Annotated in this window: 22 protein-coding genes; 8 read left to right on the top strand and 14 right to left on the bottom strand. The window is 70.7% G+C overall.

Annotated features, from left to right (window positions below; all coding sequences use genetic code 11):
* The first annotated feature begins 536 nt into the window (after positions 1-536).
* Complete coding sequence (locus tag ACFYZJ_RS11670) at positions 537-2729, top strand: MMPL family transporter (protein ID WP_388565793.1); 2193 nt, start codon at positions 537-539, stop codon at positions 2727-2729.
* Positions 2730-2815: 86 nt separating this feature from the next.
* On the opposite strand, the gene ACFYZJ_RS11665 is transcribed toward ACFYZJ_RS11670, so the two are convergent.
* The 3 genes from ACFYZJ_RS11665 to ACFYZJ_RS11655 all read right to left on the bottom strand — a co-directional run bounded on the left by ACFYZJ_RS11665 (position 2816) and on the right by ACFYZJ_RS11655 (position 6447).
* The gene (locus ACFYZJ_RS11665; RefSeq protein WP_388565791.1) at positions 2816-4186 is read right to left on the bottom strand and encodes a protein kinase; all 1371 of its coding nucleotides are present in this window, start codon (positions 4184-4186) and stop codon (positions 2816-2818) included.
* Positions 4187-4379: 193 nt separating this feature from the next.
* A complete protein-coding gene (locus tag ACFYZJ_RS11660; protein ID WP_388565789.1) occupies positions 4380-5780 on the bottom strand; it encodes an amino acid permease in 1401 nt (466 codons plus the stop codon).
* A gap of 262 nt (positions 5781-6042) precedes the next feature.
* A complete protein-coding gene (locus ACFYZJ_RS11655) occupies positions 6043-6447 on the bottom strand; it encodes a hypothetical protein (protein WP_388565787.1) in 405 nt (134 codons plus the stop codon).
* A gap of 396 nt (positions 6448-6843) precedes the next feature.
* On the opposite strand from ACFYZJ_RS11655, the gene ACFYZJ_RS11650 reads away from it, so the two are divergent.
* Positions 6844-7281: a hypothetical protein gene (locus tag ACFYZJ_RS11650; RefSeq protein WP_388565784.1), complete on the top strand. Its 438-nt coding sequence runs from the start codon at positions 6844-6846 to the stop codon at positions 7279-7281.
* An 88-nt stretch (positions 7282-7369) separates the two neighbouring features.
* A complete protein-coding gene (locus ACFYZJ_RS11645) occupies positions 7370-7915 on the top strand; it encodes a DUF488 family protein (RefSeq protein ID WP_388565781.1) in 546 nt (181 codons plus the stop codon).
* Between the two features lie 236 nt (positions 7916-8151).
* On the opposite strand, the gene ACFYZJ_RS11640 is transcribed toward ACFYZJ_RS11645, so the two are convergent.
* The 7 genes from ACFYZJ_RS11640 to ACFYZJ_RS11610 all read right to left on the bottom strand — a co-directional run bounded on the left by ACFYZJ_RS11640 (position 8152) and on the right by ACFYZJ_RS11610 (position 15644).
* Positions 8152-9309, bottom strand: coding sequence for an NAD(P)/FAD-dependent oxidoreductase (locus tag ACFYZJ_RS11640; protein WP_388565780.1), 1158 nt, complete (start codon positions 9307-9309; stop codon positions 8152-8154).
* 128 nt (positions 9310-9437) lie between these two features.
* Positions 9438-10562: a LacI family DNA-binding transcriptional regulator gene (locus ACFYZJ_RS11635; RefSeq protein WP_388565778.1), complete on the bottom strand. Its 1125-nt coding sequence runs from the start codon at positions 10560-10562 to the stop codon at positions 9438-9440.
* Entirely contained in the window at positions 10562-11332 is a 771-nt protein-coding gene (locus tag ACFYZJ_RS11630) for an amino acid ABC transporter ATP-binding protein (protein WP_388565776.1), read from the bottom strand. The genes ACFYZJ_RS11635 and ACFYZJ_RS11630 overlap by 1 nt, the downstream gene beginning before the upstream one ends.
* Positions 11329-12078 (bottom strand): amino acid ABC transporter permease, encoded by a 750-nt coding sequence (locus tag ACFYZJ_RS11625; protein WP_388565774.1) that lies wholly within the window; start codon positions 12076-12078, stop codon positions 11329-11331. Before ACFYZJ_RS11625 ends, ACFYZJ_RS11630 begins: the two co-directional genes overlap by 4 nt.
* Complete coding sequence (locus ACFYZJ_RS11620) at positions 12075-12932, bottom strand: ABC transporter substrate-binding protein (protein ID WP_388565772.1); 858 nt, start codon at positions 12930-12932, stop codon at positions 12075-12077. Before ACFYZJ_RS11620 ends, ACFYZJ_RS11625 begins: the two co-directional genes overlap by 4 nt.
* A gap of 429 nt (positions 12933-13361) precedes the next feature.
* The gene (locus ACFYZJ_RS11615) at positions 13362-14567 is read right to left on the bottom strand and encodes an acyltransferase family protein (RefSeq protein WP_388565770.1); all 1206 of its coding nucleotides are present in this window, start codon (positions 14565-14567) and stop codon (positions 13362-13364) included.
* Between the two features lie 129 nt (positions 14568-14696).
* The gene (locus ACFYZJ_RS11610; protein ID WP_388565768.1) at positions 14697-15644 is read right to left on the bottom strand and encodes an SGNH/GDSL hydrolase family protein; all 948 of its coding nucleotides are present in this window, start codon (positions 15642-15644) and stop codon (positions 14697-14699) included.
* A 268-nt stretch (positions 15645-15912) separates the two neighbouring features.
* Between ACFYZJ_RS11610 and ACFYZJ_RS11605 the strand changes: the two genes are divergently transcribed.
* The 3 genes from ACFYZJ_RS11605 to ACFYZJ_RS11595 all read left to right on the top strand — a co-directional run bounded on the left by ACFYZJ_RS11605 (position 15913) and on the right by ACFYZJ_RS11595 (position 20960).
* Positions 15913-16350 carry a Fur family transcriptional regulator gene (locus ACFYZJ_RS11605; protein ID WP_388565766.1) on the top strand — a complete coding sequence of 146 codons (438 nt, stop codon included), beginning with the start codon at positions 15913-15915 and terminating at the stop codon, positions 16348-16350.
* A 36-nt stretch (positions 16351-16386) separates the two neighbouring features.
* Positions 16387-18609, top strand: a complete 2223-nt coding sequence (gene katG / locus ACFYZJ_RS11600; protein ID WP_388565764.1) for a catalase/peroxidase HPI — start codon at positions 16387-16389, stop codon at positions 18607-18609.
* A gap of 182 nt (positions 18610-18791) precedes the next feature.
* Entirely contained in the window at positions 18792-20960 is a 2169-nt protein-coding gene (locus ACFYZJ_RS11595; protein ID WP_388565762.1) for a GAF domain-containing SpoIIE family protein phosphatase, read from the top strand.
* Between the two features lie 20 nt (positions 20961-20980).
* Here ACFYZJ_RS11595 and ACFYZJ_RS11590 read toward each other — a convergent pair whose 3' ends face one another.
* Positions 20981-22408: a purine-cytosine permease family protein gene (locus tag ACFYZJ_RS11590; RefSeq protein ID WP_388566641.1), complete on the bottom strand. Its 1428-nt coding sequence runs from the start codon at positions 22406-22408 to the stop codon at positions 20981-20983.
* Between the two features lie 248 nt (positions 22409-22656).
* Between ACFYZJ_RS11590 and ACFYZJ_RS11585 the strand changes: the two genes are divergently transcribed.
* Positions 22657-23244 (top strand): hemerythrin domain-containing protein, encoded by a 588-nt coding sequence (locus ACFYZJ_RS11585; protein ID WP_388565759.1) that lies wholly within the window; start codon positions 22657-22659, stop codon positions 23242-23244.
* Between the two features lie 100 nt (positions 23245-23344).
* On the opposite strand, the gene ACFYZJ_RS11580 is transcribed toward ACFYZJ_RS11585, so the two are convergent.
* Positions 23345-23668, bottom strand: coding sequence for a hypothetical protein (locus tag ACFYZJ_RS11580; protein ID WP_388565757.1), 324 nt, complete (start codon positions 23666-23668; stop codon positions 23345-23347).
* A gap of 226 nt (positions 23669-23894) precedes the next feature.
* On the opposite strand from ACFYZJ_RS11580, the gene ACFYZJ_RS11575 reads away from it, so the two are divergent.
* Positions 23895-24458 carry a hemerythrin domain-containing protein gene (locus ACFYZJ_RS11575; RefSeq protein ID WP_388565754.1) on the top strand — a complete coding sequence of 188 codons (564 nt, stop codon included), beginning with the start codon at positions 23895-23897 and terminating at the stop codon, positions 24456-24458.
* Between the two features lie 13 nt (positions 24459-24471).
* On the opposite strand, the gene ACFYZJ_RS11570 is transcribed toward ACFYZJ_RS11575, so the two are convergent.
* The gene (locus tag ACFYZJ_RS11570) at positions 24472-24843 is read right to left on the bottom strand and encodes an ANTAR domain-containing protein (protein ID WP_388565752.1); all 372 of its coding nucleotides are present in this window, start codon (positions 24841-24843) and stop codon (positions 24472-24474) included.
* 101 nt (positions 24844-24944) lie between these two features.
* Complete coding sequence (locus ACFYZJ_RS11565) at positions 24945-26033, bottom strand: Ku protein (protein WP_388565750.1); 1089 nt, start codon at positions 26031-26033, stop codon at positions 24945-24947.
* Positions 26034-26103 lie beyond the last annotated feature (70 nt).

Raw genomic sequence — 26103 nt, 5'->3', positions numbered from 1 at the left:
CGCACGGCATGCTGAGGGCTGGGGACGGCCGCACGCCTGTCGTGGATCCGGACAGCGGTGTGCGGGTAGGGACGACTATGAGGTGTCGGGTGGCCCGCTGCCATCCTCCACGGGATCGAAATTCCGGATCCGCGGCATCCATGCGGTGAATGGACGGGGAACGACCGCGGACGCCGCGCCCGGCGACTCGGCCGGGCGCGGGACGGGCACCCGGCGGCCCTGCCCTGGCACCGCCGCTGACGCCCTCTTTCGTAGGCCTGCACAATGCCTGGCGCAACACGCCCAATGCGCCCTTGCTCCATCGGAGTTCGCCCTCGCCGGTCGAGACCATCGAGACCCGGCAGCCCTGGTCTCGAAAGGTGACGGTTCCTCACGTCAGGGGACGCCCGATTAAATGATCTCGGCATGCGGCCACTACGATCGGACCCCAAGACAACTGTTCGACCGGCGCGTTACGTGCGCGCCGGTCGGGGTCGCCGATGCCAGGGTCCGCTCCCCGGGCTGCGGTGATCTTCCTACCCAGGAGGACCTTCCGCATGTTCCGACGCATTGGAACCGCTGTCGTCCGACATCCCGTCTGGACGATCGTGGCATGGCTGATCGCGGTGGTGGCGATCGTCGCCACCGCTCCCAGCCTGCCCTCGAACAGCGACGAGAGCAGTTTCCTGCCCAAGAGTTACGAGTCCATCAAGGCGGCGGATCTCCAGCAGAAGGCGTTCCCCAGCGCCTTCACCCCGTCCGCGATCGTGCTGTACCAGCGTACCGACGGCGGCAAGTTGACCGCAGCGGACCAGCAGGATGTCACCCGGATCACCACCGAGTTGGGCAACAAGCACATCGACCAGGTGCAGAAGGTCGTCCCCGGCCAGCCGTCCAAGGACGGCCGTTTCACCCTGACCCTGGTCCAGATGGACAGCAAGAACGCCGGCCAGCCCAAACAGGCGGATGCGGCCAAGGTGTTGCGTGAGGACGTCAAACAGCTGGCCAAGGGCACGCATCTCGACGCCAAGCTCGGCGGCTCCGCCGCGCAGGTGCTCGACCAGCAGGACTCGTCCAAGCGTGGCGATGCGCTGATCGGCATCGGTACCTTCGTGATTATCCTGGTGACGCTGCTGATCATCTTCAGGGCGCCGATCCTGGCCGTGCTGCCGCTGATCCTCATCGGCCTGGTGTCCGCCGTCGCCAACGGGCTGATCGCCTACGCCACCAAGCTGTTCGACCTGCAGGCCAACAGCTCGATCTCGTCGATCCTGATCGTCGTGCTCTTCGGCGTGGGCACGGACTACTTCCTCTTCCTGATGTTCCGCTACCGCGAACGCCTGCGCGCGGGCGACGAGCCCAAGCAGGCCATGGTCAATGCGGTCGGCCGGGTCGGCGAGGCCATCGCCTCGGCCGCCGGAGCGGTCATCATCGCCTTCCTCGCACTGGTGCTCTCCACGCTGGGCTTCCTCAAGCAGATGGGCCCGGCGCTCGCCATCGCGGTCGCCGCCACCCTCGTCGCGGGCCTGACGCTCATCCCGGCCGTGGTCTCGCTCATCGGGCCGAAGGTCTTCTGGCCCTCCAAGTCCTGGCAACGGGAGCCCGACAACGCCCGGTTCGCCGCCCTCGGCCGCGGTGTGCGGCGCCGCCCGGCGCTGACCGCTGCCGTATCCGGACTGGTCCTGGTCGCACTGTCGCTCGGCACGTTCGGCTACAAGGCCACGTTCGACCTGGCGTCGGGCTCCATGCCCAAGACCAAGGAGTCCATGGTCGTCCAGGACGAGCTGCAGAAGGCGTACTCGGCGGGCGCCGCCGCCCCCACCGACGTCTACCTGTCCAGCACCGACGGCAAGCCGCTGGACAAGGCCGCCTTCGACGCGTACGCGCAGAAACTCGGCGCCGTAAACGGCGTCGCCGGCGCCCGGATGACCCAGGTGAACAAGGACGGCACCACCGCCGACTTCACCGTCACGCTCAAGTACGAGGCCTCGACGGACGAGGCGATCGACACGGTGGGCAGGGTGCGCGACATCGCCCACTCCTCCGCTCCACAGGGCACGGAAGCCCTCGTCGGTGGCATGTCCTCGATCTACAAGGACATCAATGCGGCGGTGAACCACGATTACCGGACGGTCTTCCCCGTGGCCGCCGTCCTGATCATGGTCATCCTGGGGCTGCTGCTGCGGAGTGTGGTCGCACCCTGGTACCTGATGGCCTCGGTGGGCCTCGGGTTCGGCGCCACTCTCGGTGCCACCGTCTGGATCTTCCAGGAGGGACAGGGCCACTCCGGCCTGATGTTCATGCTCCCGGTGATCATGTACCTCTTCGTGGTCGCCATCGGCACCGACTACAACATCCTCATGATCGCCCGGCTCCGCGAGGAGGCCCGGGAGGGCCGCGAGCCCCGTGAGGCGGCCGGCATGGCGCTGAGGCACGCCGGGCCCACCGTGGCCGCCGCGGGCTTCATCCTGGCGGCGACCTTCGCCACGATGATGCTGGCGGGCAACTCGCTGCTCACGGAGATGGGTTTCGCGGTCTCCTTCGGCATCGCGGTTGCCGCCTTCGTCATGGCGATGTTCTTCACGCCGAGCCTCACCGCGCTGATCGGCCACGCGGCGTGGTGGCCGGGGCACGGGGATCGTGCGGAGGAGACGGTGTCCGGAGCGGCCGTGCCGGTCGTCGGTTCCGGGCCCGTCCCCGGCGACGACCGGGACACGGTCACGCACGATTCGTCCGGGCGCCGCAACTAGCGACAGTGTCACGGGGCTGGTCTGCCGGGCCGTGAGGCCGCCCGGCAGACCGAACTCGTGGCTCCGCACTCCGGCTTGCACGCGGGTCAACCGTGGTCTTGGTGTCCCTTGGACGCTTGAGACTTCTTGTCCTTCGTGTCTTTTGCATCCTTTGCGGCCTTCGGGGCCTGCGGGGCCTTCTTGGCCTTCTGTTCCGGTTTACGCGCGTCGCGGGGTGCGGCCCCTGGTCGAGTACGGTCGTCAGCGCCGTTGCCGTCGCCCGAGGTGTGCGAGACGGGGGAGGCCGCAGTCCTCGACTGTGTCGGGAACGTGGACCTGGTCGGTCGAGGGGCCGCTGTGGAGGGTGCTTCCCTGGTCGTGGTTTTGGTGGGCGGCTCGGCCGACGGGGACGTGGGCGGGGCGGAGTCGGCCCGTCCGCCGTTGGTCTCGCTGCTGCCCGGAGCCACGACGAGACTGACCGTCAGCGTTGCCGAGAGCGCTGTGAGGACGGCGCCGGCCGTACGGCGGCGTGTGTGTTTCGTCCTGTCCGCATGCCGCGTTCCGGGGCGCGGATGCACGGCTGTGGGCTCGACCGCAAGCTCTGTTGCCTCCTTGACCGCGGTCCCGCCGGTAGAAGCCTGCACGTCCGTATCGGCGCGCAGAGCGGACAGCGCCTGAGCGCAGTGCTCGGCGCCGGGACGGGTCTCCGCGTCGTGAGCGGTCATGGCGCGCAGAAGGCGGGCGAGCTGGTGGGGCACCGAGGGCGGAACCACGGGTCGGCGGTGAAGGCGGGCCACGGCGGACTCCAAGGGGGTTCCCTCGTACTCCAGTTCGCCTTTCAGGCACTCCAGCAGGACCAGGCCGAGCGCGTAGACGTCGGCGGACGGTCCCACTTCCTGACCCAGGACCTGCTCCGGGGCCAGATAGGCCGCGGTTCCGATCAGTACGTCGGAGACCGTGTGCCGCGTGGCGTTCACCAGTCGCGCGATACCGAAGTCCGCCAGGTGAGGAGCTCCGGAGGCGTCCAGCAGCACGTTCGACGGCTTCACATCCCGGTGCACGATGCCTACGCCGTGCACATGGGCGAGCGCCTGCGCCAGGGCGGCACCGAGTTCGGCGGTGAGCCCGGGAGACAGGGGCCCGGCGGCCAGACGCGTGCGCAGAGTCTCGCCCTTGATCAGTTGCATCACCAGGTAGGCGCGCTCCCGGTGCCGGCCGGCGTCGTAGACGGTGACCAGTCCAGGGTGTTGCATACGCGCGAGGAGGACGGCCTCCTCGGAGAATCGCTCTTCCATCCGCGGATCGGTGTCCGGCCGGAAGAGTTTGACCGCCACCTCCCGACCGAGGCGGACGTCGAACGCCTCGTGGACGTCGGCGGCGCCTCCCCGGCCGATTCGGGCTCCCAACCGGTACCGGCCGCCCACCATGTCCGAAGAGGTCTGCAGCGCCGACCGGAACGCGGAACTCGGGCGCTTCATCTGTCCTCCGTCACCGTCACCGAGCAGTGCAACCAGCGAATTGCTGTGCCGCGAGTACCCCCCGCGGCGTCACACAACCGGACGGAGTCGGCAACAACCACCTCTCACGCCTGCACCGTCGGGCCTGCCGCCGAATCCGGCACCCCTTCTGGACATTTCGGAGCGCGCTCCGACGGCGACGGTCGCCGCAGGATCAAGCCGCCCTCTGCCGCCGGGCCGCGAGCACCGCGTACACGACGACTCCCGCGAACAGGAACAGCACGCCCTGGTACACCGCCGCGTAGCCGGCGCCCGCCACGAGCCACAGTGAGAAGGCGGCCGCGACCGACGCGACCACGGCGTCCCGCACCAGCCGTGCCCGGTCGACGAGCTCGTGCCGCCCCGAGACGAGGTGGAAGATCTGCGCGGCGGTGGCCAGCAGATACGGCACGGTCGCGGTGAACGTGGTGACGAGGACCAGGATTTGGAAGACCTTGCCCGAGCCGGACGTGTAGTTGTAGACGGTGAGCAGCGAGGCGAGGACGACGGTGACGGCTACGCCGACGGTCGGAACGCCCCGTCGCCGGCGCGCGAAGGCGGCGGGGAACAGGCCGTCCTGGGCGGCGGCGTAGGGGGTCTGGGCGCTCAGCAGCGTCCAGCCATTGAGGCAGCCGGTCATCGACACGAGCGCGGCCAGCGCGACGGCCCAGCCGCCCCAGCTGCCGCCGAACATGGCGTTCACGGCGTCCGAGAAGGGGGCGGTGGACTTCACCAGGCGGTCGTGCGCGACCGTGCCGAAGACGGACAGGGTGCCGAGGAGATAGACCAGCGCCGCGCCCATGGTGCCGATCACGGTGGCGCGGCCCACCGTACGCCTGGGGTCCTTCACCTCGCCCGCGCTGACGGCGGCGGACTCCACACCGAGGTAGGAGAAGAGCAGAATCGCGGCCGAGGCGGACACCGCGCCGATCGCGCTGCCGCCGCCCGCGTGGAACGGGCCGAGGTTGTGCGGGTCGAAGAAGAAGAGCCCACCCACCGCGACCAGCAGCAGCGGCGCGAACTTCAGCACTGTGGAGACGAGTTGAACGGCGCCCACGTAGCGGGTGCCCGCGAAGTTGGCGAGGGCGGGCAGCCACTGCAGGGTGAGCGCGGCCAGGCAGGCGCTCCAGCGGTGACCGTTCACGGGGATCAGCACATCGAGATAGCCGACGGCGGCGACGGCGAGCGCCGCGTTCGACACCCACGTGGTGATCCAGTACGCCCAGGCGGCCAGGAAGCCGGCGAAGTCACCGAAGGCCTCGCGGGCGTAGACGTAGGGCCCACCGGTGCGCGGGTCACGCTCGGCGAGCCGGCCGAAGACGAGGGCGAGGGCGATGGCGCCGACGGTCAGGACGCCGAAGGCGACCAGGCTGACCGTACCGTACGGGGCGACGGAGGCCGGGAGCAGGAAGATGCCGCCGCCGATGATGTTGCCCATGACCAGGGCGGTGGCGACGGGCAGTCCGAAGCGGCGGGCGTGCCTGCCGGTGTTGCCTGCGGAGTCTTCGGCGGCGGGGGCCGCGAGGGCCTCCTGAGGGGCCGGAGCCGACGGTGGGACGGTTCCGGTGACGTGCATGGGGTGGTGCCTTTCATCGAACTGGTGCCCGGGATTGCCGAGGCGGACTTATGGTCCGGCATGGCCCGATGCGGCTCCAAATCGCACGTGTTTGTCCTGTACGGCCCCGTGAAACGCCGCAAAACATGTGCCGTGGCGGGCACCGGTCCGGGAATCGTTCGGCGTGCGAGGTGGCGCGCGGTGCGCATCCGTACCGGCTGCGCGTCCTGCGGACCGCGGTCCGGGTCAGGGTCCGGCGGGCCACGCGTCCGGGTTCCCCGCGTCATCCGGTGTGGCGACCGATCCGCATGCCCGGGCGGCGTTTGTGGACGGTGAGGTAGGACAGGCCGTCTTCCCCAGCGGTGACGCTGCGGGTGGAACCGCGCGGCAGCCAGAGCAGGGTGCCCTCGGTGAGGCGGCGTGGTCCGTCCGGGCTGCCGAGGATGCCGTCGCCGGTGAGGACCAGGAGGAGGACGTCCAGGTCCGGCTCGGTGTGGGTGTCCACGCGCTGCAGGGTGGGCAGGCGGATGAGGTTGGCGTCGAGCTGGCGTCCGGACTCGGCGAGTTTCCACACGGCACCGGCCGACTCCGGGGCGATGTCGGTGAGGGCTCGGATGTCGCACAACAGGCGCGGAACGGGGGCGTCCATGGGCGTGCCGTCCGGTCCGGTTGCGGAGGGGTCAGTCATCGAAGGCCGTTCGTCCGGTGCGTACGTGAGCCCTATCATCCTGTCGCGGAGCGGCTCGGCATCCACACCGGCACCGCAGCTCCCCCAGCTACCGCTCAGCCGCCTGGGCATCGGCCCGCCCGGCACGCCGGAGGCCGGTCGCGCCTGGGGCCGCTGCCTGGCGGACCCGCCACCTCCGTTCCGGCCCCGTCGTCTGCCCGCCGCGCCCGCCAGGGTGCGCTCGCGGAACGGGCCGGTCCGGTTACCGCCACCGCACGGGAGCCGTTCGCCTGTCCCGGCGCCTGCCCGGCGCCGGGCAGGCCCGCGCCGCGTGGCCCGGAGCATGAGGATGGCCGGACGATCCGAGGGACCCGGCGCCGACCGGGGCTACCGCCGCACAGAAGGGCGAATGAGGCGATGAATTCGACAGGGGCCGCGATCGCGTCCGCGGTGACCTTCGTATGGCTAGGCATGGTCCTCGCGATCTCCTTCCTGGAGGCGCCGTTGAAGTTCCGCGCCCCCGGAGTGACGGTCCCCATCGGGCTCGGCATCGGCCGCCTGGTCTTCCGCGCGCTGAACCTCGTTGAGGCCGTATCGGCCGTCGTCGTGATCGCGGCGGTGGCTGCCGGAAGCCCGCCGACCGGTGTCGTCGTACTCACCGCGTGTGTGGTGGCGCTGCTCGCGGTGCAGCTCTGTGCGGTCCGGCCGCTTCTCAACCGGCGGTCCGATCGCGTGCTGGCCGGCGAGACGGAAGAGGACGCCCCCCGCTCCCGGGCGCACCTGTACTACGTGGCCCTGGAGCTCCTCAAGGTCGTCGGCCTGCTCGCGCTGGGCATCAGCGTGCTGACACGGTGACCCGAACCATACTGGGCAGGCGCATGACAGGGTCCGGCCGCCGAGCCGCAGCGGCTGCGGGGGCACGCGTTCGGACGATCCTGGATGTATGAGGGAGTCGGCGCTCGTCACCTTCGGACACGGTACGGCGGACCGCGACCGGCTCTCGGACCTGTTGCGCACGGCGGGGATCGCCGCCGTGGTCGACGTCAGGACCGCGCCCGGAAGCCGCCGCAACCCGGACGTCGGCAGGGAGCGGCTGCGACAGTGGCTGCCCGAGTGCGGGATCGCCTACCGCTGGGAGCCGCGACTGGGCGGATTCCGCAAGGTGCCGCCGGATTCACCCGACACCGTGTGGCGCAATGAGTCCTTCCGCGGGTACGCCGGACACACCCGGACGGCCGAGTTCGTCGACGCGATCACGCTGCTCCTCGAGGAAGCCGCACAGCGCCGGACGGCCGTGATGTGCGGGGAAGCCGTCTGGTGGCGTTGCCATCGTCGCCTCATCGCCGACTTCGTGGTCCTCGCACGCGGACAGCCCGTCCTGCATCTGATGCACGACGGGCGGCTCGTCCCGCACTCCCCCAGCCGGGGAGTGCGGCTGCGCGACGACGGACTGCTCGTCTACGACGTTCAGCCCCCGGACGGGGAATGACCGGGGCGGCTCCACGGAGGGGGCCGACCGCCGCACCGCCAGGTCAGGGGCCGGACCGGCGCGGCGCAACGTCAGGCCGCGCCCACGCCGAGCGGCCATCGGCGACGCCGGACCGGCGAGCGGGAACGGCGGGACGTCGCACCGGTATGGGGAACGGCGGGCCGCCGGACCGGCGCGGGGGAACCGCGTGCGGGAACGGCGGGGTGCCCCGGCACACCCTGCCGTCCCCGGTGGTGTCAGCCGAAGCGGCCCGGACGGAAGGCCGCGAGGAGCGGGCTGGGCTCCCCGGTGAGGATCTCGTCGGCGAGCAGTTCTCCCGCGATCAGGGCGAGGGTCGCCCCGCTGTGCGTGAACGCCACGAACAGGCCGGGCACTTCGCCCAGCTCGCCGAAGACCGGCTCGCCGTCGCCGGGGATCGGCTTGGGCCCGACCCCGTAGGAGGCGGCGGTCAGGACGGGATCGCCCTCCAGCACGGCCGACGCCTCGCGCAGCAACTGCTCCACCGTGGCGTCCTTGACCTCGTAGCTGCCGTCCGGGTGGACGACCACCTCCTCCGCCGCCGCGTCGGAGTCCATCACCAGTGAGCCGTCCGGCGCCGGACGCACCGCCACGCGCGGGGTGTTGAGCACCGCCCGCAGTGGGGTGTCCACGGGCGGGGTCCGCACCAGGAGGGCCACCGGGGTGGCGTCCTCGATCGTGACGCCGTACGCCTGAACCATCCGCGGCACGGCGGCACCGGTCGCCAGCAGCACGGCATCGACGTCGATCCGCTCACCCGCCCCGGTCCGGACTGCCCTGGCACGGCCCCGCTCCACCACGACGGAGGCCGCTCCCGCACCGGTGACGATCCGGCCGCCGGCCTCGGTGAGGTCCGCGGTGAGCTGCCGCACGAGTGCCGCGAGGTCCACCCACCCCTCGCCGGGGTTGAAGATCGCCCCCTCGTCGGGGACGGCGGCCGGGTCGACGCCCGGCGTCCAGTCGGCGACCTCGTCGCGGCTCAGCCACACCGCGTCGTAGCCGCACCGCCGCAGATGGGCGAACGCCGAGCGATGCGGCTCCGGGGCACCGGGCGGCGCCCAGGTCAGCCCGCCGTCGAAGCGGAGGTAGGCGGAGGAGGACGGAACCCGGTGCGCGAAGGTGCGGTACCGGTCGAGGCCCAGCATCCGCAGGTCGTGATAGGCCGCCGACCGCACGCCGGGACCGCCGAAGGAGTTCAGCCACGAAAGGGAGCGCCCCGACGCGCCCGACGCCAGGTCGGAGTCGGTGACCAGGACGACGTCCGCGCCGCGCCGTGCGAGCTGCGCCGCGGTTGCGGCGCCGAGCACACCACCGCCGACCACGGCGATGCGACGACGACTGGAGGAAAAAGAGGATGAAAGTGAGGAAACGGGCATGATGAGCGTGCCTTTCCGAGTGCGCTGTGAGGGATGCGCTCGCATGAGCGTGTGGTGCGCGTGCGCGGGTCGTGATCGCGCGCGCTGAGTGAGGATGACGGTGAGGGCCTCGGCGAAGAGGACCTGTGTCAGTCGGCGCCGGCGCCGCCGCGCCGCGGCTCGGCGGCGCTGGAGCGGACGAGCAGCCGGGTGGGCAGGACGATCCGTTCGCCGGGGCTGTCATCGCCCTTGATGCGGGCGAAGAGCCGCTCGGCCGCGGTGCGCCCCATGTCCATCGGCGACTGGCCCACCACGGTCAGCGGCGGATCGACCAGCGTCGTCCAGTCCAGGTCGTCGAAGCCCACCAGCGAGATGTCGCCGGGGATGGTGAGGCCGCGCTGCCGGACGGCCGTGAACAGCCCCTGGGTGGCGACGTTGTCGGCGGCGAAGACGGCGGTCGGCGGCTCGGGAAGCGACAGCAGCGCGTGGGCCTCCTTCTCGAACTCCGCCGCATCCCCGATCACCGAGCAGCGGATCAGCTCCCGGGACGACTCCGCGCCGTACTCGTCCAGAGCGGCCAGACAGCCGCGGATGCGGTCGATCGAGGGGCGCGCCGCACCCCGTACGGTCAGCCGGCCGTCGTCCGACGTCACCAGTTCGGGGCTTTCGTCGGGATCCACGTACAGGAGCATCCCGATCCGCCGGTGGCCCAGCCCCAACAGATGCTCGACCGCCTCGCGGGCGGCGCCCTCGTTGTCGATGACGACGCTGTCCGCGTCCAGGGCGCTGCTGTGGCGGTCGAGCAGGACCACGGGCACCCCGAGATCCTGGGCGCGCCGCAGGTGGGCGACGTCGATCACGGCGTTCGGTGCGACGACGAGGCCCTCGATCTGCTTCTCCAGGAAGACCTTCACCGCGGCCCGCTCGGCGTCCATGCGGTCGTCGCTGTTGGCCAGGATCGCCTCGTAGCCCTCCTCGCGGGCCACGTCGCAGATGCCGCGCATCGCCGTGGCGAAGTAGGGGTTCGAGATGTCGACCCCGATGAACCCGATCGTGCGGGTGCCGCCGGAGCGCATACTGCGGGCGACGCCGTTGGGGGAGTAGCCGAGCCTGGCGGCGGCGGCCCGCACCTGGTCGCGCAGGGCATCGCCGACCCGGCCGTAGTCGCCGAGGGCACGGCCCGCGGTGGCCACCGACACGCCGGCCTCGCGGGCCACGTCGGCCACCGTCGGACGCTTGCGCCCGCCCTGCGCCCCCGTACCGTTCGCCGCCATCACAGCACCTGCGAGAGGAACTTCTTCAGCCGCGCGGACCGCGGCGCGTCGAAGATCTGCTCCGGCGGCCCGGACTCCACGACGACTCCCGCATCCATGAACACCACTGTATCGGCGACCTGCCGGGCGAAGCCCATCTCGTGGGTCACGACCACCATGGTCATGCCCGCGTCGGCGAGCTCGGCCATCAACTCCAGGATCCCCTTGACGAGTTCGGGGTCCAGCGCGCTGGTGGCCTCGTCGAACAACATCACCTGCGGCTCCATGGCCAGGGCCCGGGCGATGGCGACCCGCTGCTGCTGTCCCCCGGACAGCTGGGCGGGCCGGTGCCCACCGCGGTCACCGAGCCCGACGTCCCGCAGCCGCCGCATCGCGATCTCCGCGGCTTCCTCCTTCGGCAGCTTCTTCACCGTGCGCAGCGCCAGCGTGATGTTCTGCAGGGCCGTCTTGTGCGGGAACAGGTTGAACTGCTGGAACACCATGCCGATGCGCTGCCGCAGCACGTTGGGGTCCATCGCCGCGGTGTCCTCGCCGTCCAGCAGCACCTCGCCCGAGGTGCGGGTCTCCAGCCCGTTCAGACAGCGCAGCAGGGTCGACTTGCCCGAGCCGGAGGGGCCGATGACGCACACCACCTCACCGGCCGGCGCGGTCAGGTCCGCGCCGCGCAGCACCTCGACGGGACCGAACCGCATCCGGATGTCCCGCGCCTGGAGGGAGGCGCCCGTGTACCGCTGCTCCGTCGGGGGGACGGTCAGGTCCGGCGTCCTCACACCAGCACCTCCTTCGGGTCGACGAGCGAGGGTTCCTCGGGTGCCTCGGCCGGACGGGCCCCCTCGCGCAGCCGCCGGTCGATGTGGTTGACGAGGTGGGTGAGGGGGACCGTCAGCAGCAGGTAGCACAGACCGGTGGCCAGCAGCGGTGACAGGTTGCCCGAGGTCACCGACTCGTCCTCGCCGATCCGGAACAGCTCGCGCTGGGTGGTGATCAGCCCCAGGAAGTACACCAGGCTGGAATCCTTGATGATGCCGATGAACTGGTTCACCATGGCCGGCAGCACCCGCCGTACGCCCTGCGGCACCACCACCAGGCGCAGCGCCTGGCCGTGGGTCAGGCCGAGGGCCCGGCACGCCTCGCCCTGGCCCTTGTCGACGCTCTGGATGCCCGAGCGGAAGATCTCCCCGATGTACGCCCCCGACATCAGGCTCAGCGCCAGGATGGCCGCCGGGTAGGGCGAGGCCAGCCAGCTGATCCGGGCCGCGAACACGCCCTCGCCGATCACCAGGATGGTGAGCGCGGCGGGCATGCCGCGGAAGACGTCGGTGTAGACGCGGGCGGGGAACCGGAGCCAGGCGCGGGAGGACAGGGCCATCACCGCGAGCACCATGCCGATGACGCTGCCGAGGAGTGCGGAGACCACCGACAGCAGCAGGGTGTTGCGCAGGCCGTAGGTGAGCAGGTCCGGAAGTACCTGCCCGATCAGGCGCCAGTCGAAGAAGTTGCCGATGAGGTCGTTCACTTCAGTGCCTTCGCCTTGTAGGGAGGCAGCTGGCTGCTGCTCGGCACCGGGTCGTCGGGGAAGTACTTCTTGTACAGCTTCAGCCAGGTGCCGTCGGCGACGACTTCCTTGAGCGCGGTGTCGAGCTTGCTCCGCAGCACGGTGTTGCCCTTGCGGACCGCCCAGCCGGCGGGGAAGTCGGTGGCGGGGACCGTGAGGGGCTGGCTCAGGTGCAGCGCCGGGTACTTGGCGGCGATGGCGCGGTTGGGGCCGTAGTCGTTGAAGAACCCGTCGACGCGGCCGTTCTTCAGCGCGAGGGCGGCGGTGTTGTTGTCGGGGAAGCGGACGATCTCAGCGCCGGGGATCAGTGTCGCGGAGTTGACGTCGGTGATGGAGCCCTGCAGAACCGCGATCCTCTTGCCCTTGACGCTGGCGACTTTGGCGGTGATGCCGCTCTTCACCGCCGTCAACAGGCCGAAGTAGCCCGCGAGGTAGCCGTCGGAGAAGTCGACCATCTGCACGCGGTCGGTGGTGATGCCCACGGCCGCGGCGGCCACGTCGAACTGCCGGTTGTTGACCGCCGGCAGCAGTCCCGCGAAGTCCAGCGACACGAACTCCGGCTTGAGCTTCAGCTTCTGCGCCGCCGCCGAGATCAGGTCGACGTCGAAGCCGGTCAGCCTGCCGTTCTCCTCGTAGGTGTACGGCTTGGTGTTGTTCGACGTGCCGACCTTCAGCGTGCCGGCCTGGGCCACGCCGGACGCGTTCGCGGCCGACGAACTCCCGTCCGCCGTGGAACCGGCACCGCAGCCGGTCGCCGCGAGGGCCAGCACGGCCGCCGCGGCGGCCAGCCCCCTGACCGAGCGGAACTTCCCCATGTCTCCTCCATGCGTGAGGGAACGTCATACGTTCGCTGAGAGCCGGCCCCGTGCCGGAGCGCACGGGATTCCGGCCGGTGGTGCGGGTGGTGACGGCCTGATCCACGGGGCCGGACGGCGGGTGGCCGGTGCTCGACGACTGCGGGTGCCGGATGCCCTCGGTGTCCGGCGGACGGCACGCGAGGGGCGCGAGAGGGTTTTCCCGCGCTTGCTGAGAACGTTCTCTCATGGTGGTGGGAGAACGTTCTCTGGATCGGATGGGAGAACGTTCTCACGCGTGTCACGGGCGGTCAATACCCGCGTCGGCCGGAAGGGTGGGGCGAACGCAGGCGAAGGGCGGCCCCGGCGCTCGGCGAGACGCCGGGGCCGGGGCCGTCCAGATGTCGCCGTCCCGGGGGGAGGGCTGCGCTGCGACGCGGGGCGCCGCCGTCAGTCGGGTGCCGCGGCGGGAGCTTCGCGGGTGGGCGCGGCGGGCTCCGGCAGAGCGGCCCTCGGCGCCGGCTGCGTGCGGGAGAGGCGGCGGCCGCGGAGCAGCAGCCGTCGTGCCGGGCATTCCACCGCCTCGTACAGCACCCAGGACAGGCCGAGCGACACGCCGAACGCGAGGGCTGTGGTGGTCAGGGCCGTCGGCAGGGCGAAGTGGGGCGAGCTGCCGACCAGGCTGGTGCCGGCCCGCAGCACCAGGAGGTGGATCATGTAGAACGCGAACGACAGTTCCCCCAGGCGCACCAGCCGCCGGTGCCGCCACAGCGAGGGCAGACCGCGTAGGTCGGCGATGGCCGCCGCCGGGATGAGCAGCGCGAACCCGATGAGGGTGCAGGCGGTGGCCGGGTACCCGCCGTCGGTGATCTGCGGGACGAGGAAGTAGCCGATGAGCGCCAGCGCGAGGGAGGCTTCCAGGCCGGGACCGCGCCACCGTTCGAGCAGCACCAGCCGGGCGGTGGCGGCGCCGAGGACGAACTCGGGCAGGCGGGCGGCGGGGAAGGAGTAGAGCGACTGGCTCAGCCAGCCGTGGGCGTCCGCCCGGGCGAGCACCAGAACCGCCAGTACGGACGCCCCGGCCAGTGCCGCCGACGCCCGGGCGCCGAGACGGCGCAGGATGACCGCCATCAGCGGGAAGGCGGCGTAGAAGAAGGCCTCGCAGGCCAGTGACCAGCTCACCGGGTTCAGCGTCTGCCACCACGACTGCCGCCAGGAGTGCACCAGCAGCACGTTGGCCAGTCCCTCGGCGGCCGTCGGCTTCGCCAGATGAGGCGGCGTGTAGACCATGAGCAGCGCGATCCCGACGGTGACCAGATGAACGGGAAAGATGCGGGCGATGCGCCGCCGCCAGAAGGAGACCACGCGGTCGTTCGGCCGCGCGGTCCACATCAGAACGAACCCGGAGAGGATGAAGAAGAACGACACCCCGGTGCCGCCGGCGTCGAACGCCCATGTCATCAGACGGCCGCCGGTGCCGCCGAAGAAGCCGAGGTTGCGCACGTGGAGTCCGAAGACAAGGAGCGCTGCCATCCAGCGCAGTCCGGTGAGGGACGGCAGCGACGGCGCGGGAGGGGACGGAGGAACCCTTCTGGTCGGGGCGGTGGCGGCGGGAGCCGTCGTCGTGTCATCTACCGGGGGTGTGCGAACGGGCATGAAGGGGAACGTTGCCCGTTCACCAGGTTTCATTCGGGGGCAGTTGGGAACGTCACACCGGCACGGACGATTCCCTCCGGCCGCGTGTCCGGATTGGCCGCAATCGTGGGGCCGAGGGTGTCGCCCGGCTCAGTGGCGTCCGTGTCCCTCGCTCAAGCGCTCGAGTACGGCCTGTGCCATGGCTTCCTCGCCTTGGGCGTTGGGGTGTGCGGGGGCCGCGGGCGAGGCCGGCTGCAACGGCTCGATCCAGCGGTCCGCCGGGGCCTTGCACATGTCGTGGCCGCGCGTGGGCGCGTAGGTGTCGACGTACTCAGCCCGGTTCCATTCGGCCACCAGCCGGAGCATCAGATTCAGTCGCTTCTCGGTGTCCCGCAGATAGGGGAAGTCCTGCGACGCGAACGGAACCGAGGGGTGGCAGCCGCTGCCGTCGTCGGGCAGCAGGTCCGGGTAGCCGACGACGAGCACCCGGGCGTGCGGTGCCCTGGCGTGCACGGCCCGCAGGACCCGGTCCACCTTCGGCGCCGTCTGTGCGACGGCGAGCGTCAATCGGTCGATCCCGGAAGAGGTGTAGGAGCGCCGGCACGGATCTCCCGTCGGGTCCTGGGAGCCCAGGCGGGCGCAGGTGGCGATGATGGAGCCGAAACCGATGTCGTTGCCGCCGATCTGAACCGTCACCAGATCGGTGTCGCGCCGCACCGCGTTCAGCTGGGGCGCGCTGGTGCCCTGCGCCTTCCACATGTTCTCGGTCGTCGCTCCGCCGCAGCTCACGTCCCTGAACGTGGTCGCGCGCAACTCCGCCGCCACGAGCGAGGGGTAGTTGTGGTCCGAGCGGGCGCAGTCGGCGTCCACCTGCCGGGGGATGACGGGGCCGGAGGTGTAGGAGTCCCCGAGTGACACGTAGCGTGTGGCGCGGCCGGGTCCCACGCCGTGCGCCGCGGCAGGTGCCGCGGCGGCCGCGAAGAGGGCGCAACCGCCGAGGGCCGCGCCCACGGCGAGCGGCCATCGGCGACGTCTCGCCCCTCCAGGCCTCGCTGCTCCACGTCTCGCCGCTCCATGCGGATGCGTGTCGTGCGCCATGGAAATCCTCCCCCTGAGCCCGGAGCGGCGCGCGGAGCCCGCGGAGGGCGGCGGCCGGCGGCCGGCGCGCATTCGCCGGGGCCTGTATACCGTTCGCCGCCTTGCCGGGGCCAGGGGTGGGAAGCGAGCACTTTGTGGCATGGCCACTTCAATTCCGTGTCTCGGTCGCTTCGGCGCGGTCCGGGTGCACGGGCCCCGGCGCGACACATGAAACTTGGCTCGCTCGTTTCCTTGAACTATTCGTGTTTGTGAGGGTAGGTTCGGCGCCATGACCGCATCCCAGACTCCGACCACCGCCGAGGAGCTGCGCGGTGCCGGCCTGCGGGTGACGGCGGCCCGCGTCGCGCTGCTGGAGACCGTCCGGGAAGGTGACCACCTCGGCGTCGAGGCGATCGCCTCCGGAGTCCGTGACCGTGTAGGGCACATCTCGCTCCAAGCCGTGTACGAGGCCCTCCACGCGCTCACCGCGGCAGGTCTCATACGCCGTATCGAACCGGCCGGCAGCGCCGCCCGGTTCGAGGGGCGCGTCGGCGACAACCACCACCACGTCGTGTGCCGATCGTGCGGCGCCGTCGCCGACGTCGACTGCGCGGTCGGCGAGGCGCCCTGCCTGACCGCGTCCGACGATCGCGGCTTCTCGATCGACGAGGCCGAGGTCGTCTACTGGGGCCTGTGCCCCGCGTGCTCCACCGCCCCCAGTTCCTGAGCAGCACCTGATCCGCTCTCATCCGGAAGGATTGCCATGACTGAGAACCACGACGCAGTCGTCACAGACCCGAAGACGGAGGGCGGAGGTGGCTGCCCCGTCGCCCACGGGCGCGCCCTGCACCCGACTCAGGGCGGCGGCAACCGCCAGTGGTGGCCGGAGCGGCTCAATCTGAAGATCCTCGCCAAGAACCCCGCCGTGGCCAATCCCCTCGGTGAGGAGTTCGACTACGCCGAGGCGTTCAAGAACCTCGACCTGGCGGCCGTGAAACGGGACATCGCCGAGGTGCTCACCACCTCGCAGGACTGGTGGCCCGCCGACTTCGGCAACTACGGCCCCCTCATGATCCGTATGGCGTGGCACAGCGCGGGCACCTACCGCATCAGCGACGGCCGCGGCGGCGCCGGCGCCGGGCAGCAGCGCTTCGCCCCGCTCAACAGCTGGCCGGACAACGGCAACCTCGACAAGGCCCGCCGTCTGCTGTGGCCGGTCAAGAAGAAGTACGGCCAGAGCATCTCCTGGGCCGACCTGATGATCCTCACGGGCAATGTCGCGCTGGAGCAGATGGGCTTCAAGCCCTTCGGCTTCGGCGGCGGCCGCGAGGACGTCTGGGAGCCGGAGGAGGACGTCTACTGGGGTCCCGAGACCACCTGGCTCGACGACCAGCGCTACACCGGCGACCGCGAGCTGGAGAACCCGCTCGGCGCGGTCCAGATGGGCCTGATCTACGTCAACCCGGAGGGCCCGAACGGAAACCCGGACCCTATCGCCGCGGCCCGCGACATCCGTGAGACGTTCCGCCGCATGGCGATGAACGACGAGGAGACCGTCGCGCTGATCGCCGGTGGTCACACCTTCGGCAAGACGCACGGCGCGGGCCCGGCGGACCACGTCGGCGCCGACCCCGAGGCCGCCTCGATGGAGGAGCAGGGCCTGGGCTGGAAGAGCACCTACGGCACCGGCAAGGGCGCGGACGCGATCACCTCCGGCCTGGAGGTCACCTGGACCGCGACCCCGACCCAGTGGAGCAACGGGTTCTTCAAGAACCTCTTCGAGTACGAGTACGAGCTCGAGCAGAGCCCGGCCGGCGCCCACCAGTGGGTGGCGAAGAACGCCCCGGAGATCATCCCCGACGCGCACGACCCGTCGAAGAAGCACCGCCCGAGGATGCTCACCACCGACCTGTCGCTGCGCTTCGACCCGATCTACGGGCCGATCTCCCGCCGCTTCTACGAGAACCCGGACGAGTTCGCGGACGCCTTCGCCCGCGCCTGGTACAAGCTGACCCACCGCGACATGGGCCCGAAGTCGCTGTACCTCGGCCCGGAGGTCCCGGAGGAGACCCTGCTGTGGCAGGACCCGCTGCCGGAGCGCGAGGGCGAGCTGATCGACGACGCCGACATCGCGGCCCTGAAGACCAAGCTGCTCGACTCGGGCCTCTCCGTGTCCCAGCTGGTCAGCACCGCGTGGGCGTCCGCGTCCACCTTCCGCGGCAGCGACAGGCGCGGCGGCGCCAACGGCGCCCGCATCCGCCTCGAGCCGCAGCGCGGCTGGGAGGTCAACGACCCCGACCAGCTGGCGCTGGTGCTGCGCACCCTCGAGGGCATCCAGCAGGAGTTCAACGCCTCCTCCGGCACGAAGAAGGTCTCCCTGGCCGACCTGATCGTCCTCGGCGGTGTCGCGGCGGTGGAGAAGGCCGCCAAGGAGGCCGGCTTCCAGGTCGAGGTGCCCTTCACCCCCGGTCGTGTCGACGCGACCGAGGAGCACACCGACGCGGAGTCCTTCGAGGCGCTGGAGCCGACCGCGGACGGCTTCCGCAACTACCTGGGCAAGGGCAACCGCCTGCCGGCCGAGTACCTGCTGCTCGACCGGGCGAACCTGCTGACCCTGAGCGCCCCCGAAATGACGGTCCTGGTCGGTGGCCTCCGCGTCCTGGGCGCGAACCACCAGCAGTCGCAGCTCGGTGTCTTCACCGCGACCCCCGGCGTGCTGACCAACGACTTCTTCGTCAACCTGCTCGACCTGGGCACGACGTGGAAGGCGACCTCCGAGGACCAGACCACGTTCGAGGGCCGCGACGCCGCCACGGGCGAGCTGAAGTGGGCGGGCAGCCGTGCCGACCTCGTCTTCGGGTCGAACTCGGAGCTGCGCGCGCTCGCGGAGGTCTACGCGAGCGACGACGCGAAGGAGAAGTTCGTGCAGGACTTCGTCGCGGCGTGGGACAAGGTCATGAACCTCGACCGGTTCGACCTCGTCTGATTCTTCCGATCACGACGCCCGGGCAGGCCGACGCGGCCGGCCCGGGCGTCGCCCGTTCGTCGCACCGCGACCACCTCTCCGAATTTCACCAAAATCCGCTCACACCTGAAATTACGCTGAAAATCCGTATAAATTGTCTGAAAGTGAGCAGCGGACGTGGGGGAGTGGAAAGGGGCCCGGTCATGTCCATAAGGCCCGATCTCCCAGGACCACCCGGTGCGGCCACGCTCTCACCCCAGTGGCCGCCGGACCCGGACCTGTTCGGACCGGCCCCGGTGATCTTCGCTTCCCTGAGCGGTCCGGGTCATATCGTGGAGAGCGCGAACCCGGCGTTCTTCGACATCGTCTGCGGTGGCCGGAGGCGGACCGGCGTGCCGATCGTCGAGCTGATGCCCGATCCGGCCGTGCAGGGGGTGATCGACCGCATCCGGGAGGTGTATCGCACCGGCGTCCCCCACCGCACCCGCGACAAACGGCTGATCCTCGGAAAGTCCGGCGCGGAACAGGAGAGGACCTTCGACCTCACCTACGAGCCCCGGCGCGACGCCCAGGGCAGGGTCGACGGGGTCGTGGTGATCGCCATGGACACCACCGCCTACCGTGACACGCAACTGCTGGCGGCGGAGCAGCGCGCCCTGCTGGAGCAGATCGCTCGCGAGGCCCCGCTGGAGGAGATCCTCACCGGCATGGCCAGGACCATCGAGGACCTCGCGCCGGGAACGCTCGTCTCGGTGCTGCTCGTCGACGCCGACGGGCGGAGGTTGCGGCACGGCACCGGTCCGAGCCTGCCCGACTTCTACAACGAGGGGGTCGACGGGGTTGCGATCGGCGAGGGCCAGGGCGCCTGCGGTACGGCCGCGCACCGGCGCCAACGGGTGGTCTGCGCCGACATCGCCACCGATCCGCTGTGGGCGGCGGAGTACCGAAGGCTGGCGGAGCGGGCCGGGGTCGGGTCCTGTTGGTCCACCCCGATCCTGAGCACGGACGGCCGGTTGCTGGGCACGTTCGCCGTCTACCACCGCACGCCGAAGACCCCGGAACCCAAGGACCTGGCGCTCGGCGCCGCCTTCACGCGCATCGCGGCGCTGGCCATCGAGCGGCACCAGGCCGTGGCGGCGGGCCGTGCGTCGCGGGAGCGTGAGCGTTCGGCCCGTGAGGACCTGGCCTTCGTCCTCGAGGCGAGCACCGCCATCGCGCGTGAGCAGCACTTCGCGAACAGCCTGCGGCGTCTGGCCCAGCTGGTGGTTCCGGGCCTGGCGCAGCTCTGCGGGGTCTACGTGGCCGACGGTGGCTACCGCAGCCGGATCGCCTCCGCGGCCGCGACCCGGGCGGAAGAGGCGCTGCTCGTGGCGCCGGAGTGGTGCGAGGTGGTGGACCATGTGGTCGCCCGCGTGCTGGCCTCCGGCACCACGGAGACCGGGTCCCTCGACGTCCGCCCCGGCACGGAGGCCGGCGGACACGGCGCCGGTTACCTGTGCGTACCGCTCACGGCCCGTGGGTCCACCTTCGGCGCCCTGGCGCTGCTGACCCTTGAGCGGGACTGGGACGGCCATGTCGTCGCCCTGGCCGAAGAGCTGGCCGGCCGCGCGGCCCTGAGCGCGGACAACGCCCGCCAGTTCACGTACCGGGTCCGGCTCGCCCATGACCTCCAGGCCGGCCTGCTGCCGCCGAAGCTGCCCCAGGTGCCGGGCGCGGACCTGGCGGCCTCCTACCATCCGGCCGGTGAGGGTCTCGACGTCGGCGGCGACTTCTACGACGTCTTCCCCCTGCCCGACGACCGCTGGGCCGTCATGATCGGAGATGTGTGCGGTCACGGGGCGGTGGCGGCCACCACGACCGGTATGGTCCGGCACACGGCACGTGCGGTCGCGCGGCTGCTGCACGACCCCATGTCCGTGGTCGCCGCGATCAACGACGCTCTGGCCGAGCACACCGCCGACCAGGACCTCTTCGTGTCGCTCGTCTACGGCGAACTGCGGCACACCACCACCGGACAGGCGGTGACCCTGATGCGCGCCGGACATGTGCCGCCGCTCGTGCGCCGCGCCGACGGCACCGTCGAGCGACTCGTGCCGCCCGGCCTGCTGCTCGGCCTCGGCTGGGACGGTGCGGGATCGCCCGTGCGCCTCGACCTGCACCCGGGCGACGGTCTGGTCCTCGTCACGGACGGCATCACCGAAGCGCGGTCCCCGGACGGCGAGCTGTTCGGCGAGGAACGGCTGGCCGACACGCTGACCAGCGTTCCGCCCACCGCCACCGCCCTGCTGGACTCCGTCACCACCGCCGTCGCGGCCTTCACCCACGACACCTCCCGGGACGACCAGGCAGCGCTCGTCGTGACCGCGGTGTGAACGACCTGGCTGTATCGGTCCTAGGGCTCGCGGTGCTCGTGTGCCGCTCGTTCCAGTTCCGCGGCCTCCGCCTCGGCCAGTCGTTTCTCGGCCTCCACGTCGATGGACCGTGTGAGCAGCCAGTACAGCAGAGCGGCGACCGGCAGCCCGATGAACAGGGAGATGTCGGCTCCGCCGAGCGCCTCGGCGGCGGGCCCGACGTAGAGGTTCGCGACGGAGAAGAACGGCACCATGGCGGCGAACCCGACCAGGTACGCGATGATGCCGTGCCATCCCCAGCGCCCGTAGATCCCGCGCGGATTGAAGATCTCGGCGATGGCGTAGTGCCCGCGGCGCACGACGTAGTAGTCCATGAGGTTGACCGCGGTCCACGGGATGAACAGATAGAGCACCAGCAGCAGGAAGTTGTTGAAGTTCTGGAGGAAGTTGGATGTCGCGGACAGCGCGCCGATCAGGGAGAGCGCGGCGGTCAGTCCGATGGTCACCAGCCGTACGGCGAGCGTCGGGCGCACCCGTCTGAACGAGTCGATGGCGCTGATCAGCGTCAGCGACCCGCCGTACATGTTCAGCGCGGTGACCGACACCAGCCCCAGCGCGGCGAACAGCAGCACGATCGCGCCGAATCCACTGAACACCTTGTCGCCCGCGGCGTCGATCGAGCGGATGGTGTCGAAGTCCTTGCCCGCCCAGGCGGCGAGCAGCGTCCCGAGCACCATCAGCCAGATGCCGCCGAGCGCCGACCCGAAGTAGGTCCAGTAGAAGGTCTTGCGGACCGTCACGTCCGGCGGGAGGTACCGCGAGTAGTCCGAGACGTAGATGGCCCAGCTGATCTGGTAGCCGGCGACCACGCCGAACTGGGCGAGGAACGGTGTCCACCGGAAGGCGCCGAGGTCGAACGAGCCCGGCGGGTAGTGCAGGGTGACCAGGATCCCCACCGTGAAGATGCCGAACACGACCAGGAAGGTGTACGTCAGCACCTGCTCGGCCCGGTGGATGACGTCATAGCCGACCAGCGCGACGACGAAGGCGACGACGGTGACCACGACCACCCACGGATCGACGCCGCCGTGCAGCGTGGTGTGCAGGGCCTCACCGGCGAGGATGGTGTTGAAGACGTTGAACCCGGCGTACTGCAGATAGGCGAAGAGCCACACCAGAAGGGCCCCGACATAGCCGAACTGGGGCCGTGACTGGATCATCTGGGGGAGCCCCAGCTGGGGCCCCTGGGCCGAGTGGAAGGCCATGAAGAAGGTGCCGACGACCGTGCCCGCCACGATGGCGATGAGCGACCAGATGAGGTTGCCGCCCTCGGTGATGCTGATCAGGCCCACCGCCAGCGTGGCGATCTGCGCGTTCGACATGAACCACAGGGGCCCGAGGTGCCACAGCTTGCCGTGGCGCTCGTCGAGGGGGACGTAGTCGATGGAGCGGATCTCCACTCCCGGCATCCGCGGCTGTGCTGATGTGCTTGTCACGGCGCCTCCTGCGTGCCGGTCCGCCCTCGGGTGACACGATCTTCCCCTGATCGCCGCTGGTCAAGAGGTGCGTCACAACCCCCGCCGTGCCGCCTCTCGGGGCGGCACGCAGAGGGGCCTGCAGCAGGACCGCCATGCGGCGTGTGCCCTACTTTGTTCCGTTTGCCTGAGGGGGATGGGGTTACCCGCCCAGTGAACGACGCGCAGAGGAGGGCAGTGCCGTGAGCAATGCGACGATGGAACGCAAGGAAGCGGCGAGGCTTCCGGAAGGCGACGTGGTCCGCGTCCTGCTGGAGCAGCACGCACGTATCCGAGACCTGTTCGACAGCGTGAAGAGCGCGCGGGGCGAACAGAAGAAGCAGACCTTCGACGAGCTGAGGGCGCTGCTGGCGGTGCACGAGACCGCGGAGGAACTGATCCTGCGCCCCACGGCGAAGAAGACGGCCGGTGAGGCCGAGGCCGACGCCCGCAACCACGAGGAGGAGGAAGCCAACAAGGTCCTCGCCGAGCTGGAGAAGATGGACGTCACCAACGCCGAGTTCGACGCGAAACTCGCCGCCTTCGAGAGGGCCGTCATCGACCACGCCGAGCACGAGGAGCAGGAGGAGTTCCCCGCGGTCCGCAGCGGTTGCGACGAGGAACAGCTCAAGAACCTCGGGGCCAGGCTCCAGATGGTCGAGAAGGTCGCACCGACCCATCCGCACCCCACCGCGGCCGGATCGCCCGCGGCCCAGTTGCTGACCGGCCCCTTCGCGTCCATGGTCGACCGGGTGAAGGACGCGATCACCGGATCGTCGGGCCGTACCTGAGACGCGTGAGCGCGCCCTGGGACGGGGTGCGCGCCGGCAGAGACGGGCGACGCCACCGTCGGCGGACACCGGCGGTGGCGTCGCCTGTCGGCGGGCGCCGTCAGGGCTCCTGCGCGTCGCCGCCGCCCTCCTCGCGCCGGCGGCGGGAAGGCCGGGGCGGATGCGCCGCGCCCGTGCCGCCCGGCCGGCCGCCGCCGGTGCCGCCGGTGGTGCCGTAGCCGCCGGGGACACCGGGCGCCATGTCGGCGTCCGCCTCCTCCTCCGTCACACGGCGCCGGGCCCTGACCCCTGCCCGGCGCTCCGGGTAGGGGTACTCGAACGGACGCGAAGCGGCGCGCCGCTCCTCTGCCTCGCGCTGCTCCCGGGCGGCCTCCTCGGCCGTCCGCCGCTCGTCACTGTCGTGGTTGCGGTGCTTGTCGTTCATGCGCGCCGAGTACCCAGAGGCGGGGTGCCGACAACGCGCCCGCCCAGCCGTGGCCTGCCACGCACCTCTCGCCGCCCCCCGTCGCTCGGCGCCGACCGCATGGCGAGCCGAGAGGACGTCATCATCATCGCCCCTGTTATCCGCCCGTCGACGGGGGCACCCGGTGTGCCGGGCGAGCCCTCGTGGGGTCGCCGTATCCAGCCGAATCCACAAGGAGGCGTTGGACATGGGGCATGGAGGGAACGTCATCAACGAGCTGATGACGGACCATCGGGAAGTGGAGGAGCTCTTCGGCCGCATCGAGGCACTGCCGCCCGGCGACAAGAACCGCAAGGTGTACGCCGATCAGGCCATCATGGAGCTCGTGCGTCACTCGGTGGCCGAGGAGGCCTACCTCTACCCGGCCGTACGGCAGTACCTGCCCGACGGGGACGCGGTGGCCGACAAGGAGATCGAGGACCACTCCAGGGCCGAGCAGATCATGAAGGACCTGGAGCGCCACGAGGCCGACGACCCGGAGTTCGACCGGCTCATCGGGATGCTCATGACCGAGATCCGGTCCCATGTGGCCGACGAGGAGGCGAACCTCTTCCCGAGGCTGGGCGAGACTGCTTCCGCCGAAGCCCTGGACGAGCTGGGCGACAAGGTCCGGCGGGCGAAGCGGACGGCACCGACCCGCCCGCACCCCTCCGCCCCGGACAAGCCGCCGGCCAACAAGCTGCTCGCGCCCGGCGCCGGCCTGGTGGACCGTATCCGTGACGCGCTCACGGGGCGCGGAGAGAAGGACTGACCGCACCGGCGGTTCAGCGGTCGGGCCGGTCGGCGCGGGAGCGGATCTCGTACCGGCTGAGCGCCTGCCGCAGCTGGTCCAGCTCGGGGTCGGGCAGGGCGTCCCCCTGCGCGAACCTCAGGATGTGCTCGGCGACGACCCGCAGTTTGGTGTTCGTGTGCTGGGAGACATCACGCAGGACGCACCAGGCGTCCTCCGGCGCGATCCGTCCCAGCACGACCACGGCGCCCATGGCCTGGTCGATGGTGGCATGGGAGGTCACCGCCTGCCTCAGCTGCGCGTTCTCCTCGTGCAGCCGCTCGTTCTCCGTCGCCAGGTCGGCGGGGGAGAGCAGATGCGCGGGCAGGTGCGGAGGGTGCCGCTTGGATATCGCGTGGAACGCCATGGTGTGCCCCTGGATGAACGAGTGGCCGCAGTTCCAGCTTCCCCCAGGTCGGCGCCGTGGACGACCCGGACGTGCGGTGTCGACGTCGGCCGCGCTCGAGGTCAGGCGCTGCGCGGCCGACGGGCCGTCCTCTTCTCGGCGGTCGCCTTGTCCGCGGTCTTCTTCGCCGTGGTGCTGTTCGTCGCGGTTTTCTTCCGCGCGGTCTCCTTCCGCGCCGCGGTCTGCGCCCCAGCCTTCGCCGTGGTCCTCGCCGTCTTCGCCGCCGTCTTGGCCGCGGTCTTCTTCGTGGCCTTCTTCCCGGCGGCCTTCTTCGCCGCCGTCTTTTCGGCGGGCTCCTTCTTCGCCGTCCTGCCGGCGGCGGCCTTCTTCTTCGGCAGTTCATGGACCTCGGCCTCCGTCTCCTCGCCGCGGGAGGCCTTCGCCTGCGCCACCGAGGCCTGGAGCGCGGTCATCAGGTCCAGCACCGTGCCGGGCCCCGCCTCCGGCTCCGGCATCTCGGGCGGCTCCTGCCCCTCACGCCGGGCCTCGATCACCTGCTCGAGCGCCTCGGTGTAGTGGTCGACGAAGTCGGGGCCCTCGAGGTCTTCGCGAGTCATGCGGTCGATCAGATGTTCGGCCTCGGTGATCTCGTCGTCGGAGAGCCGGACCTGCTGCGGAGACAGCTCACCCGGGTCACGGATCTCGTCGGGCCAGCGCATCGCGTGCAGCACGATCGCCTCGTCCCGCACCCTCAGCAGCCCCAGTCTCTCCCGGCCGTGCCAGGCGAACTTCGCCACCGCGACCTTCGAGGTCCGTTCCAGCGCCTTGCGCAGCAGCGTGTACGGCTTCGCGGCGACCGTGCCGGACGCCTGCAGGTAGTAGCCCTCTCCGATGCGCAGGGGGTCGATCGACCCGGCCGGCACGAACGCGGCGATCTCGATGGCCTTCGCCGTCGGCAACGGCAGCTCACGCAGCTCCTCGTCGAGCACGGGCACGACCCGGTCCCGGGAGAGCTCGTAGCCCTTGCCGATCTCCTCGGCCGGGACCTCACGGTCCTCCAACTCGCAGTACTTGCGCACCCGGACCCGGCCCATGTCCTCCAGGTGGTACTGGTGGAAGCGCACGCTGTGATCCTCGGTCGCGGGCACCACATTGACCGGAATCGTGACCAGACCGAAGCTGATCGCTCCCGACCAGATGCTGCGGGGCATCGCAGACCTCCGTGACATGCCCCGAGGCAACCAGCCTACGAAGAGCGCGGGCCCGTGGCACGGTGAAGCG

The organism is Streptomyces sp. NPDC001848, from assembly GCF_042891915.1.
Classification (GTDB): Bacteria; Actinomycetota; Actinomycetes; order Streptomycetales; family Streptomycetaceae; genus Streptomyces.
This window is presented reverse-complemented; position numbering and strand designations above follow the sequence as displayed.